Here is a 13007-nt window from a genome sequence, read left to right on the forward strand (position 1 = left end):
GGTCGTTAAGTTTTGATAAGTTATCGTACCAATCTTATCATGCTGTATGACTAATCATATAAGGAACCTCCTTGTGAACACGCTCAACCGTCGTGATTTTCCCGGTGCTCAATACCCAGAACGCATCATTCAGTTTGGCGAAGGCAACTTCCTGCGTGCTTTTGTCGACTGGCAAATTGACCTGTTAAATGAACATACCGATCTTAACGCCGGTGTGGTTATCGTCCGTCCTATTCAGAGCAACTTCCCGCCGTCGCTAAGCACTCAGGACGGTTTGTATACCACTATCATTCGCGGCCTGAACGAACAGGGTGAAGCGGTGAGTGAGAGCCGTCTTATTCGCTCGGTTAACCGTGAAATCAGCGTCTATGACGACTATGCCGCGTTTCTGAAACTGGCACACAACCCGGATATGCGCTTTGTTTTCTCGAACACCACCGAAGCGGGTATCAGCTACCACGCGGGGGACAGATTCGACGATGCCCCAGCGGTGAGCTACCCGGCGAAGCTGACGCGACTGCTGTTTGAGCGCTTCAGCCACTTCAACGGTGCAGCGGATAAAGGCTGGATCATCATTCCGTGCGAACTGATTGACTACAACGGTGATGCACTACGTGAACTCGTTCTGCGCTATGCCCAGGAGTGGGCGCTGCCTGCGGCCTTTATCCGGTGGCTAAACGACGCCAACAGCTTCTGCTCGACGCTGGTTGACCGAATCGTGACCGGTTACCCGCGCGACGAAGCAGCCACGCTGGAAGCTGAGCTGGGCTATCACGATGGGTTCCTGGACACGGCTGAACATTTCTATCTGTTCGTTATCCAGGGGCCGATATCCCTTGCTCAGGAACTTCGTCTGGATAAGTACCCGTTAAATGTGCTGATTGTCGACGACATCAGGCCCTACAAAGAGCGCAAAGTCGCCATCCTGAACGGCGCGCACACGGCGCTGGTGCCGGTGGCATTCCAGGCCGGGCTGGATACGGTGGGCGAGGCGATGAATGATGCAGAGATCTGCGCATTCGTCGAGAAAGCGATTTATCAGGAGATTATTCCTGTCCTCGATCTGCCGCGTGACGAGCTGGAATCATTCGCCAGTGCGGTAACAGGGCGTTTTCGTAATCCCTACATCCGACACCAGCTGCTTTCCATTGCGCTCAACGGCATGACCAAATACCGCACCCGCATCCTGCCGCAACTGCTGGCAGGGCAGAAGGCAGGCGGACAATTGCCTGCACGTCTGACGTTCGCTCTGGCTGCATTGATCGCGTTTTATCGCGCGGAGCGTAACGGGGAAAACTATCCGGTGCAGGATGATGCATTCTGGCTGGAACGTTATCAGCAGCTCTGGGCGCAGCACCGGGACCAGCAGCTGAGTACCCGTGACCTGGTGCAGTCAGTGCTGAGCGTGAGCGAGCACTGGGAACAGGACCTGACGCAGGTCGCCGGTCTTGTTGACCAGGTCACCCTGGATCTGGATGCCATTCTGCTGAAAGGAATGCGCGCAGCGGTTAGCGGTTAAATACCTTTGCTGATCACGTGACCCGGCTTCGGCCGGGTTTAATTACACCTCTATTTAGTTACAACATACTATATGGCCCTTTTTTTAAAAGCACATGCAACACTGTGCGACTATTGCTAAGCAGGCGAGAAAATTCAATGTTTCGTTAACATGCTTGCAACTGTGAGGGGGATCACGTTTAATAGCCTCGCTCTTTTCTTTCCTGAAACTCACTATGATTGTTCGTCCTAAACAGCACTGGCTACAACTTATTTTCGTCTGGCACGGTTCGGTACTTCCCAAAATCTATACCCGATTGCTGCTCAACTTCCTGCTTTCTATCGCCGTTATCCTGATGCTGCCGTGGTATACCTCGCTGGGCATCAAATTTACCGTGGCTCCATTTAGCATTCTCGGCGTGGCGATCGCTATCTTTCTGGGTTTCAGAAACAACGCCTGTTACTCACGCTACGTTGAAGCTCGCCTGCTCTGGGGACAGCTGATGATAGCGGCGCGCTCGCTGTTTCGCGAGGTAAAAAACACGTTGCCCGACGATCGGCACCTGGGGGAATTTGTCCGCCTGCAGATTGCTTTTGCCAACTGCCTGCGCATGACCCTGCGCCGGGATCTGAACGCCGAGCAACTCTCTCGCTATCTTGCTCCGGATGATTTACGTCATGTGATGAGCGCCAACTCGCCGGCAAACCGTATTTTACTGATCATGGGGGAGTGGCTGGCCGTGCGGCGGCGTAACGGGCAACTCTCGGACATCCTGTTCCACAGCCTGAACAACCGCCTGAACGATATGTCCATCGTCCTTTCCGGGTGCGAACGCATTGCGACAACGCCGGTGCCGTTTGCCTATACGCTGATATTACACCGCACAGTGTATCTGTTCTGCATCATGCTGCCTTTCGCGCTGGTCGTGGACCTGCACTACATGACGCCCTTTGTCTCGGCGCTGATCTCCTACACCTTTATCTCGCTGGACACCCTGGCGGAAGAGCTGGAAGACCCGTTCGGCACTGAGAATAACGATCTGCCGCTGGACGCCATCTGCAACATGATGGAACGCGATCTGCTGCAGATGAACGATGAAGAGAACATTCCGGAAAGGCTGATGCCGGATAGGCATTATCAGCTGACCTGACGGGCGTTCCACTCGTCGCGGGTGATCTCCCACAGCTCAGAATCCAGCATACCGCTGACATAGGCTTTTTGTTCCGTTCTGATAAGCCGCATGCCGCTACTGTCTGAAATACGCCGGGAGCGGCTGTTGGCGGCGGCTTTCGGGGCGCGTAATACGGATTTGTTTAGCGTATTGAACCAGTAAGCCGTCGCGGCAATGCTGGCCTCGCGCATGTATCCCTGGCCCTGAAACTCCGGGGCCAACCAGAATCCTCGGTTGTTATCTTCCACATCGTACAGGCAGATAATGCCCATCAGCGCGTCCGGCACCTCGCGACGACGAATGCTCCAGAACCAGGCAATCCCTTTCGCCATATCCGGCAGCGCCACGTTGTTGACATAGTTTTCCGCGCCGTTATCCGGGTAGGGCCAGGGCACGGAAGAGACCATATAGCGGACAATCTCCCAGCGCGGATACAGCTTTTGAATCTGGGCAGCATCTTCGGCAACCAGCGGTTTTAGCAGCAGGCGTTCTGTCGTGAGCGTCGGTATCGTCATCCGCGAATCTCCATATTTAAGCGTTATGCTTTTGTTTGCGTTCTGGTATTTTTATCTCTATCACATTCAGTTCAGACGCGCTGGGTTTATTCCCTACCAGAAATGGGCATCCTTTCTTTAATGGCGAAATATTGATGAGCTTTGTGTCTCTTTTAACCGGACGGGTTTTCCAGGATATCCTGCAGCATGGCAAAGAGATAGAGGAGGCTATTACTCATCGTGATACCCGTCTCTTGAATCATTCCACACCCGAGCTGGAACGGTATTTTTCGCGTCCACTCAGCGAGCTTCCGCGTCAAAATCCTTATCCGGTAGCAGTGCTGTTACCTCTTTTTCGAGGCGCTAAAAAATGAGGCCCGCAGTTGGGGGATAACCCGCCTGAGGCTGGATGCAACGCCTAACGCCCAGTCGTTTTATCAGAAGCTGGGGTTTGTGACGCTGAGCGAAACCTATCATCACTCGCGTATGGCGGGGGCTGATTTACGCTGTTTTGAAATGGCGATCGATTTGTAATGTGAGGAACACATGGCTGTCACAGTAAGACCTCTATGCGATGACGATTATTCCCGGTGGCGACCGCTTTGGGATGGTTACACCCATTTTTATGATTGCTACCTCGAGGAATCCGTCACCGCATCGACATGGGAAAGGGCACTTTCAGCGCATTCACCGATGTTCTGCCGCGTGGTAGAGAAGGACCAAAAGGTCATCGGCTTCGCGATGTGCATTCTGCATGAAGGCACCTGGTCAACGGCCCCTATCTGCTACCTGGAAGATCTGTTTGTTGATGCCAACGAACGCGGGGCGGGCGCCGGGAAGGCGCTCATTGATGCCCTGATTGAGGAAGGCAAACGCGAAGGATGGTCAAAACTGTATTGGGTCACCCGGGAGAACAACCCGGCGCGTAAACTCTATGACAAATATGGCGAAGCTGACGATTACGTGCGCTATCGCCTCTCCCTTTAAGGCGACAACGCCTGTGTTTGTATCACACTGTATCAGCGTCCCGGATACATACACAGGCTTGCAATAAACCCGCTTTCGCACATATCCGCTATACATTGCAGTGTTGTTATATCCCCGTGAATTGTACTCAACCGGAGATACCAACATGTTTAGCAAACTCGCGTACTCAACCCTCGCACTGACCGTTTCTCTTGGCACCGTGATGTCCTGTCAGGCCGAAGTCACCGGCGCAAATGTCGCGGCAGCCTTTGATCATCCGCAGCAAATCAACGCCGGCGATCTGAATGTCGGCTATGTCGACATCGGACCGAAAAATGGCCAGCCGGTTATTTTACTGCACGGCTGGCCATACGATATTCACAGTTATGCCGACGTCGCCCCCGCGCTTGCGGCAAAAGGCTATCGGGTGATTGTGCCTTCTCTGCGCGGCTACGGCACCACGCGCTTCCTGTCAGCAAAAACGCCGCGCAACGGCCAGCCTTCAGCCATGGCAAAAGATATTGTGAACCTGATGGACGCCCTGAATATTAAGCAGGCAGTATTTGCAGGTTATGACTGGGGTGCCCGTACGGCGGATATCGTCGCGGCGCTGTGGCCAGAGCGCGTTAAATCACTGGTGTCTGTGAGCGGGTATCTCATCAGCAGCCAGCAGATTGGCAAACAGCCGCTGCCGCCAAAAGCGGAGCAGCAGTGGTGGTATCAGTTCTATTTCGCCACCGCGCGCGGTGCTGAGGGCTATGCCAAAAACACGCATGACTTCGCCCGTTTGATCTGGTCTCAGGCCTCGCCTGACTGGAAATTTAGCGATGCAGTTTTTAACGCCAGCGCCAAATCCCTCGATAACCCGGATCACGTCGCCGTGACGCTCAGCAACTATCGCTGGCGTTTAGGGCTGGAAAAAGGCGAGCGCAAATACGACAGCTACGAGCAAAAACTGGCCGCGCTGCCGAACATCACCGTGCCAACGATCACCATCGAAGGCGGGAACAACGGTGCACCGCATCCGGCTCCGCAGGCCTATGCGGGTAAATTTACCGGTAAATATGAGCATCGCACCTTCGGGGCAACCGTGGGGCACAATCCTCCTCAGGAAGATCCGCAGGATTTCGTCAAGGCCGTTGTTGACGCTGACAAGCTCTGAAATGTGCTATTTTCAGTACGTTACCCTTCGGTCTGGAGATTTCGGTGGAGCATATTGATCATATCCTTGTCGTCGATGACGACAGGGATATTCGTGAACTGATTGTCGATTATCTTGTTAAGTCGGGTTATCGCGCCACGGGCGCGGCCAACGGCAAAGAGATGCGCGTCGTGCTGGATAAACAGCATATCGACCTGGTGGTGCTGGATGTCATGATGCCTGGTGACGACGGGCTTACGCTATGTCGGCAGCTGCGCAGCGGCAAACATAAAGATCTGCCCATCCTGATGCTGACGGCCCGCAACGAGGAGACGGACAGGATCCTGGGTCTGGAGATGGGCGCGGATGACTACGTGGTGAAGCCGTTTGTCGCCCGCGAACTGCTGGCACGAATCAAAGCGATTTTACGGCGTTTTCGCACGATGCCGCCCAATCTACAGGTGACTGAAGCAGGGCGGCTGGTGATTTTCGGTGAATGGCAACTCGATACCGTCGCCCGCCACTTAATCGATCCGGAAGGGGTGATCGTGGCGCTCAGCGGGGCGGAGTATCGCCTGCTGCGCGTTTTCCTTGACCATCCTCAGCGCGTGCTGACCCGCGATCAGCTGCTCAACCTGACGCAGGGACGCGACGCCGAGCTGTTTGAACGTTCTATCGACCTGCTGGTTAGCCGGGTTCGTCAGCGCCTGAACGAAGATGCCCGTACGCCCGCCTATATCAAAACCGTGCGCAGCGAAGGCTACGTCTTTACGATGCCGGTGACCATCAAAGAGGTTAACGAATGAGGTTCTGGCCACGCTCGCTGCTGGCCCGTTTGCTGATTGTCGTGCTGCCCGGTCTGCTGCTGGCTAACGCCCTGAGCCTGACGCTGGTCATGATTGAACGAATGCACAGCGCCCGCACGGTGATGCTCGGTAATCTGGAAAATGACGTCGCAACCAGCGTCGCCATTTTAGACCGGCTACCGGCCAGCGAGCGCGCGGCCTGGCTTCCGAGGCTTGAACGGGGTAACTATCGCTATATTCTGGGTACAGGCGAGCCCGGCGCAGCGCCGACGGATAAGCGTTCGCAGGATGCCATCCGTACCTTAAAAGCGACGCTCGCGGCAGAGTATCCGCTCAGCTTCACCGCCGTTCCCGGCGCCATTTCACACATCCAGGCGCATCTTACGTTACGCGATGGCTCGCCGCTGACCATTGACCTCATCCCGCGCATGCCGCCGGTCGCCAGCTGGCTGCCCGTAGTGCTCATCCTGCAGCTGCTGCTCCTGGCGGCCTGCTCCTGGATTGCCGTGCGGCAGGTGATACGGCCTTTTTCACAATTTACCCGCGCGGTGGACTCGCTGGATCCTGCCGCCAGCATGCCAATGACGGAGAAAGGGCCGCTGGAGGTGCAGCGCGCAGCCCATGCCTTCAACGCAATGCAGGCGCGCATTCAGGCTTATCTCAGGGAGCGCGCGCAGATACTGGCGTCCATTTCGCACGATCTCCAGACGCCCATTACCCGCATGAAGCTTCGTATTGAAATGGCGGATCAGCCTGAACTACGGGACAAGCTCTTAAACGACCTTGATAACATGTCGCGTCTGGTACGGGAGGGCATTGCGTATGCCCGGTCATCAGAATCTCTGGATGAGACCTTGCTGAAGCTGGAGCTGAACGCCTGGATCAACAGCATCGCCTGTGATTATCAGGACATCGGTAAAAACGTGCAGTTTCAGGCAGGTGAAGTCCGTTTACCGATCGTCACGCGCCCGCAGGCGCTTCGTCGGGTGATGACCAACCTGCTGGATAACGCCCTCAAGTTCGGCGAGCGTGCCGCGATTGCCATAGACGATTCGTCTGACAGCGAGGTAGTCATACACATTGTGGACGACGGACCGGGGATCCCCGAAGCCGAGCTTGAGGCGGTGTTACAGCCGTTTTATCGGGTTGAAACATCGCGCAACCGCGATACCGGCGGAACAGGGCTCGGGCTGGCGATTGCCGCACAGCTTACCGCTCAGCTGGAAGGAAAGCTCAACCTGACGAACCGGACCGAAGGCGGGCTGAACGTCTCCATTACGCTACCGCGCCGTTAGGTAATAATTGTACAGCTTTGTATCTCCCGGCCAGGGCGATACAGAGCCAGACAAAACCCGCGTTTTTACACATATCCTGAACACATCCGCACGATGAAATAGCCTCACTGCAGCGTCGCAGGACTTGTATTGTGAGGTGTCTATGTTTCTGTTAATCGCTTTTCTGGGCGGGATGATAAGCCTGCTCAGTCCATGTACGCTCCCGGTTATTCCGCTCCTGTTCGCCGGTTTTCAGGGGCAGCGACGCCATATTCTGGCCCTGCTCGCGGGGATGATCGTGATGTTCACCCTGGTGGCGATGGTCGTCACCGTCGCCAGCGAGTGGATCGCAGAGGCAACCATCGTCGGGCGCTGGATCGCCCTCGTCATTCTGGCCGCGGCCGCGCTGGCCTTAATTTTTCCGTCATTCGCCCAGCGTATTGCGGGTCCGGCCGTCAGCGCGGGAAACGTCCTCAACGCCCGAAGCGGGAAAACGCGCGGTATGGCATCGGCTTTTCTGGCTGGGCTGGCGGTCGGGCTGCTCTGGTCTCCCTGCGCCGGGCCCATACTGGGCGCCATTTTCAGTATTAACATCGCCGGCCACTCGGCCATTGCGACGGGCGCGCTGCTGGCGGCCTATGGCAGCGGATGCGCGCTGATGTTGAGCCTGCTCGTTTTAGGAGGCCGCACGCTGATAGCGCCGTTAAGAGCAAAATCGGCGCTGATGGAAAAGCTGCGGCAGGGGGCGGGCGTGATGATGCTGGCGGCTGTCGTATTTAACGCGACAGGAATGACCTCGCTTCTTAAAGGAGCAAACGGCGTTGCGGATCGTCTGGAGACAACTCTCCTGACGCTGGCGAAACCCACAGCCGCGCCGGTGAAGCTCCAGCCGGTCGTGATGACAGAGCCCAGCAGTCAGCTGCCTTCGTTAAGCGGTGGAACAGGGTGGATTAACGGTGACCCTGTCACGTCTGAATCTTTGAGAGGTAAGGTGGTGTTGATTGATTTCTGGACGTGGGATTGCATTAACTGCCAGCATACGCTCCCGCACGTGCGAGAATGGGCCACAAAATATCAGTCGCAGGGGCTGGTCGTGATAGGGGTTCACACGCCGGAATACCCCTGGGAAAAACCGCTCGCCTCGGTGAAAAACGCGGTAAATAAGTGGCAGCTGCCGTACCGGGTGGTGACGGATAATAACTACCAAATCTGGAACGCTTTCGGGAACCAGTACTGGCCAGCGCATTACTATTTCGACGCCAAAGGCCAGCTGCGTTATACCGCCTTTGGCGAAGGCGATTATGAGCAGCAGGAAAAGGTCATCAAGCAGCTGCTCAAAGAGGCCCGTTCATAGCCCCGATCAGGGCTGACGCTGAGCCACAATAAACAGCCGCGGGAAAGCCAGCAGTATCTGCCCGTTTTCCTGGAGTGGATACTGCTCTTCCAGCAGTTCATGGTAGCGTTTCAGGAACCGTTTCTGCTCGCTCTCATTCAGTTCCTGGAGCCACGGGCGCAAACCGGTGGCGCTTACCCAGTCAATAATGGCCTGGTGGGAGCTCATTTTATGGAAATAGGTTGTCCGCCAGATATCCACGTCACAGCCGGCCTCCGACAAGATGTCGTAATAGGCATGCACTCCCGGCAGAGGCTCGCGACCGCGGTCAGGGTAGTCTTGCTCCAGCGCCACTTCGCGCATCGCTACGTGAGTGGGCTCAAGCCAGTTGTCAGGCATCTGGATCGCTAATACGCCGTTAAGCGTGAGCAGGGAAACAAGGTGCGGCAGGAGATCGTAATGGTCTGGGATCCACTGTAGCGATGCGTTAGCGTAAATCAGGTTCAGCGGCTGGCCAGGCTTGTACTGGCGGATATCGGCCTCAACAAAATGGCAGTCGGGTAACGCGCCGCGTGCTTCCTCAAGCATTGCTGGGGAGTTATCGACCCCGGTGATGTGTGCCGATGGCCAGCGATGCTTCAACAACGCCGTGCTGTTTCCTGGCCCGCAGCCTAAATCCGCGAGGGTGGAGACCTCATCCAGCGGAATTCTGGCGAGCAGTTCAGCGGCAGGACGCGTTCTTTCCGCGCCGTATTGCAGGTAAAGAGAAGGGTTCCAGTCGGCCATTTTCGGTTCTCCGTTTTGCAGGCTTCTGCAAGAATAGCACAGGCAGACACCTGCACGGCGGCAGGTGTCCGAAGAACGGCAGGCTAGAGAATGCCTTTCAGCGCAACATGATAAAGCAGCATGATAGTCTTCCCGTCGACAATCTTACCCGTTTCAATGCCGCGTAATGCCTCTTCAAGCGTCATTTCCAGCACGTCGATATCTTCTCCTTCCGCCTTGATCCCGCCGCCTGCGCCGGTTCTGTCTTTCGGATGGTACTCGGCAAGATAAAAATAGAGCTTTTCCGTAACGGAACCCGGGCTCATATAGGCTTCAAAGATTTTCTGCACGCGTGAAACGTGGAATCCCGTCTCTTCTTCCGCTTCTGCTTTTATGCGTCTTTCGGGATCCATATTGTCCAGCAACCCCGCAGCGGCTTCGATTAAATCACCCTCATGGCCGTTGATAAAGACGGGGAAGCGGAACTGGCGAGTCAGGATCACCGTCTTTTTATCACGGTTGTAGAGCAGAATCGTCGCGCCGTTCCCACGGTCGTAGACTTCCCGATGCTGACGTTGCCACTCGCCATCACGTCGCTGCAGGTCGAAGCTGTATTTTTTAAGGACGTACCAGTTATCTGACAGCGTTTCACTGTTAATGATGCGCACATCTGCACGTTTTGATTGCACGTTTGCTCCTCCTTACGTAGAGTAATTATCATAAACAGCATTATCGTGTAGTTTCAAGATAAAACATGCAACATCGGGAATTCATGATGCTCACCAGTCAGCGAAAACAATTGATCCTTGAAAAACTCAGCGCCGAAGGTCAGGTCCAGTCAAAAGCACTCAGCATGTTCTTTAACGTCTCTGAAGACACCATCAGGCGAGATTTACGCGAGCTGGCGGCAGAAGGGCGTTTGCAGCGAGTTCATGGCGGCGCGCTTCCGGCATCTTCCGCAATTGCTCCCTTTGCTGAACGAAAATCCGTGAAAATGGATGCGAAAAAACGGGTCGCCCGCAAAGGCGCGCAGCTGATTTCATCAGGCCAGGTGGTGATCGTCGACGGTGGGACGACGACCTCGGAGCTGATTACGTTTTTACCGGCAGACTTACGCATCACGGTGGTTACGCACAGCCCGAGCATTGCCCTGGGGCTTGTCGATCATCCGTCCATTGAGGTGATTCTGATCGGCGGTCGCTTGTATAAGCACTCTATCGTTGCGGTCGGCGCTGCGGTCATCGAAGGCATCGCGAATATTCATGCAGATCTGTTTTTTATGGGCGTGACCGGTATTCATCCTGATGCAGGGCTGACCACCGGTGATTTCGAAGAGTCGTGCATCAAACGTGCATTTTCAGGCAGAGCCGCGGAGACGGTTGTCCTGGCTTCTCCGGAAAAGATCAACACAGCGTCTTCGTTTGTGATTGGCGATGTGTCATCTGTGAATACCATTGTCGTTGAAGACAATACCGATATGGAGTGGATCCGTGCGGTATCGGAAAAGGGGGTCTCCGTTGTGTTGACCTCAGAGTGACACTCTCTGATAGCCAGCCTGTGCTCACAGGCTGGCAGGCAGTCTGCTTTAAGCCTCAGGAATGCTCTCAAGAGAAGACACACTCAGATGCCATTATCATCAGGCCAAGGATGTCCAGGGGTTTGAGGGCCAATGGAACGAAAACGTACGTTAAGAGTGTAACCGCTAGCGCGAGGATGTGCAGATCTGTCGAAGGCAGAGAACCAGTGGGATGAGATGATGCGAACCGCCGGTTCGCTGAAGCTGGGTACCATTCATGCTTGTCACGTTTGCTGGGACGACTGGAAGTCGGATGGGAATGCCAAAGGCATTGAGTCTTTGCCACGGATATCTCCGGTGGCCTAGCTGCACATTTTGTTGAACGGGCATTACACTTTCCAGAGCAGCAATGAGATTATTGACCTGGATGCGTTGGTTGCCGCGCTGAAACTGTGGTTACGGAAAAATCTGTGATTTCGGCGTCGACCTCCTAATAAACTGTCATTTTCCTTCCTACTCTTCAGCATCATCAGTAAGTTAAGGAGCTTAGAGATTGAATACTCACGCTGGTAAAAAACAAGAAAATAAAAGCCAATCGGCGACAAATGCTGTGTTTCAGAAGCAGAGAGGTGGTGAGTCTATATTTCAATTTGTGGATAATCGCCCTGAGGTTATTGCACAAAGAAAAATGCAAGAGATGGTGAGCAATAGTCCTAGCGCAAAGCAAGCAGCCCAATTACGGCCCATGGTAGACAATCGCTCGACCAAACAACATCAGCCGACCCAGAAAGAAAGAAATAACGCGAATGTTCCTATCCAGGGCATGTGGATTGGGGTCTCTTTCTTACGTAAAGGTATAATTGATTCCGGATATGGCATCGAAACTGACAATGTATCCCGAGAATACCTCGAAATGCTGCTGCAACGAGACGATATTGCACCTGACTCCAGAACTATGATTTCCCTGGCAATTGACATGAAAATTGCCGAGGAACATCTGGGCATTATTCATGAAGGTCTCGGTAAATTCGGCGAAGAGACTGAGAATAGTTGGATCCGTTCGATCACCGGCGGAGGTACTCACTCATTATCAGGTAAGAGGGCCGACACTGGAGGTATCAAAACTGATATGGAAGATGAAGAATATACGGTAACAAAGGGTCTTACGGAAAGCTTTTATAATCTCTCGGATGTGATTAGTGTCAGAGCGCCTAGAGTCAAAAACACATCCCTTTTTCGCGGCTTCGTGATAGAAAGGCCCGAATCGGCAGAGGCTATGTTAGCGAACATCGGGACGTACAGCGATCAATTACCATCTAGTTTTTCTTGGCAACCCGAGACTTCTCTCGGATTTGCACAACCCGGCGAAGGGACAGTCGGTGTTTTTTTGGAAGTTGTAGTACCGCCGGACCATCCGATGATTGCGATGTCGTATCCGAACAACACCAAACCCGAGGGCAAACCCAAACCTGTTGACATCGGGCAAGCCGAAGTGTTGGTCGCTCCCTTGAAATATACGAACCCAACTTTAGTCTGCCGGTGTGGAGGAACTGTAGACATACCGATATACCACGTAAGGGCTGAAGTTATAACGTTAACAAGGTCTGAAGTTTTTCAAGCCATTAACCAGGCTGAGGCTACTGCCAGATCTGAGCGGAAAAAAAAGAAGATGATCATTACCGATGAAGAAAGCTGGGCCAAAGATGGCGAGTATGAAACAATGACATGGAGCAGTGACAGCTTAAATTATCAAAAATTGACTCGCGAGCAAGTCAGGGCTCAGGTCCAAGAAGGCTGGTTTGCTAACACCGGGGACAAAATCTGGCGAGTTACGGGCAATGATACGGACTTCGACATAATAGACCTGCAAGAAATCTGATCGATAAACACATAAGACAATCCAACTGTTATGCGAACTAACTACTGCACCAATCTGGCTACAATCCTCGTTACCTGACGTTAGTGCGCATAATGTATATTATGTTAAATAAGATATAGTCGTAACCCCAACTTCAATACCTCCAATGACATCTCGCCTTTATC

Annotated in this window: 13 protein-coding genes and 1 pseudogene; 11 read left to right on the top strand and 3 right to left on the bottom strand. The window is 54.0% G+C overall.

Annotated features, from left to right (window positions below):
• Nucleotides 1-73 precede the first annotated feature (73 nt).
• Together V1566_RS14600 and V1566_RS14605 are read left to right on the top strand one after the other, a co-directional pair.
• Nucleotides 74-1519 (top strand): tagaturonate reductase, encoded by a 1446-nt coding sequence (locus V1566_RS14600; RefSeq protein ID WP_395303767.1) that lies wholly within the window; start codon nucleotides 74-76, stop codon nucleotides 1517-1519.
• Between the two features lie 214 nt (nucleotides 1520-1733).
• Nucleotides 1734-2648, top strand: a complete 915-nt coding sequence (locus tag V1566_RS14605) for a bestrophin family protein (protein ID WP_395303768.1) — start codon at nucleotides 1734-1736, stop codon at nucleotides 2646-2648.
• On the opposite strand, the gene V1566_RS14610 is transcribed toward V1566_RS14605, so the two are convergent.
• Entirely contained in the window at nucleotides 2636-3184 is a 549-nt protein-coding gene (locus V1566_RS14610) for a GNAT family N-acetyltransferase (RefSeq protein ID WP_395303769.1), read from the bottom strand. The two genes, V1566_RS14605 and V1566_RS14610, sit on opposite strands and share 13 nt — an antisense overlap.
• 134 nt (nucleotides 3185-3318) lie before the next feature.
• Between V1566_RS14610 and V1566_RS14615 the strand changes: the two are divergent.
• The 7 genes and pseudogenes from V1566_RS14615 to V1566_RS14645 all read left to right on the top strand — a co-directional run.
• Nucleotides 3319-3519, top strand: a pseudogene (locus tag V1566_RS14615) (hypothetical protein); the annotation flags it as partial.
• Nucleotides 3520-3568: 49 nt separating this feature from the next.
• Nucleotides 3569-3697 (top strand): hypothetical protein, encoded by a 129-nt coding sequence (locus V1566_RS14620; protein ID WP_395305995.1) that lies wholly within the window; start codon nucleotides 3569-3571, stop codon nucleotides 3695-3697.
• A 12-nt stretch (nucleotides 3698-3709) separates the two neighbouring features.
• Nucleotides 3710-4150 (top strand): GNAT family N-acetyltransferase, encoded by a 441-nt coding sequence (locus tag V1566_RS14625; RefSeq protein ID WP_395303770.1) that lies wholly within the window; start codon nucleotides 3710-3712, stop codon nucleotides 4148-4150.
• 145 nt (nucleotides 4151-4295) lie between these two features.
• On the top strand, nucleotides 4296-5291 hold the full coding sequence (locus V1566_RS14630; protein ID WP_395303771.1) for an alpha/beta fold hydrolase: 996 nt from the start codon (nucleotides 4296-4298) through the stop codon (nucleotides 5289-5291).
• Between the two features lie 44 nt (nucleotides 5292-5335).
• Complete coding sequence (locus V1566_RS14635) at nucleotides 5336-6076, top strand: response regulator (RefSeq protein ID WP_395303772.1); 741 nt, start codon at nucleotides 5336-5338, stop codon at nucleotides 6074-6076.
• Nucleotides 6073-7371, top strand: a complete 1299-nt coding sequence (locus V1566_RS14640; protein ID WP_395303773.1) for an ATP-binding protein — start codon at nucleotides 6073-6075, stop codon at nucleotides 7369-7371. The genes V1566_RS14635 and V1566_RS14640 overlap by 4 nt, the downstream gene beginning before the upstream one ends.
• A 142-nt stretch (nucleotides 7372-7513) precedes the next feature.
• The gene (locus tag V1566_RS14645; RefSeq protein ID WP_395303774.1) at nucleotides 7514-8704 is read left to right on the top strand and encodes a cytochrome c biogenesis protein/redoxin; all 1191 of its coding nucleotides are present in this window, start codon (nucleotides 7514-7516) and stop codon (nucleotides 8702-8704) included.
• Nucleotides 8705-8710: 6 nt separating this feature from the next.
• Here V1566_RS14645 and tam read toward each other — a convergent pair whose 3' ends face one another.
• Together tam and V1566_RS14655 are read right to left on the bottom strand one after the other, a co-directional pair.
• Nucleotides 8711-9469, bottom strand: a complete 759-nt coding sequence (tam, locus tag V1566_RS14650) for a trans-aconitate 2-methyltransferase (protein WP_395303775.1) — start codon at nucleotides 9467-9469, stop codon at nucleotides 8711-8713.
• A gap of 83 nt (nucleotides 9470-9552) precedes the next feature.
• Entirely contained in the window at nucleotides 9553-10137 is a 585-nt protein-coding gene (locus V1566_RS14655; RefSeq protein WP_395303776.1) for an NUDIX domain-containing protein, read from the bottom strand.
• Nucleotides 10138-10223: 86 nt separating this feature from the next.
• Here V1566_RS14655 and V1566_RS14660 point away from each other — a divergent pair, with 86 nt between their 5' ends.
• Nucleotides 10224-10985 (top strand): DeoR/GlpR family DNA-binding transcription regulator, encoded by a 762-nt coding sequence (locus V1566_RS14660; RefSeq protein WP_395305996.1) that lies wholly within the window; start codon nucleotides 10224-10226, stop codon nucleotides 10983-10985.
• 532 nt (nucleotides 10986-11517) lie between these two features.
• Entirely contained in the window at nucleotides 11518-12843 is a 1326-nt protein-coding gene (locus V1566_RS14665; RefSeq protein WP_395303777.1) for a hypothetical protein, read from the top strand.
• Nucleotides 12844-13007 lie beyond the last annotated feature (164 nt).

It is taken from the genome of Enterobacter sp. ECC-019 (assembly GCF_043974075.1).
In the GTDB taxonomy this organism is placed as follows: Bacteria; Pseudomonadota; Gammaproteobacteria; order Enterobacterales; family Enterobacteriaceae; genus Enterobacter; species Enterobacter asburiae_D.

Bases quoted from the DNA above. Each gene is read 5' to 3' on its own strand.
- V1566_RS14645 (WP_395303774.1), top strand. From the start codon at position 7,514: ATGTTTCTGTTAATCGCTTTTCTGGGCGGGATGATAAGCCTGCTCAGT.
- V1566_RS14625 (WP_395303770.1), top strand. From the start codon at position 3,710: ATGGCTGTCACAGTAAGACCTCTATGCGATGACGATTATTCCCGGTGG.
- V1566_RS14610 (WP_395303769.1), bottom strand. From the start codon at position 3,184: ATGACGATACCGACGCTCACGACAGAACGCCTGCTGCTAAAACCGCTG.
- V1566_RS14660 (WP_395305996.1), top strand. From the start codon at position 10,224: ATGCTCACCAGTCAGCGAAAACAATTGATCCTTGAAAAACTCAGCGCC.
- tam (WP_395303775.1), bottom strand. From the start codon at position 9,469: ATGGCCGACTGGAACCCTTCTCTTTACCTGCAATACGGCGCGGAAAGA.
- V1566_RS14640 (WP_395303773.1), top strand. From the start codon at position 6,073: ATGAGGTTCTGGCCACGCTCGCTGCTGGCCCGTTTGCTGATTGTCGTG.
- V1566_RS14605 (WP_395303768.1), top strand. From the start codon at position 1,734: ATGATTGTTCGTCCTAAACAGCACTGGCTACAACTTATTTTCGTCTGG.
- V1566_RS14630 (WP_395303771.1), top strand. From the start codon at position 4,296: ATGTTTAGCAAACTCGCGTACTCAACCCTCGCACTGACCGTTTCTCTT.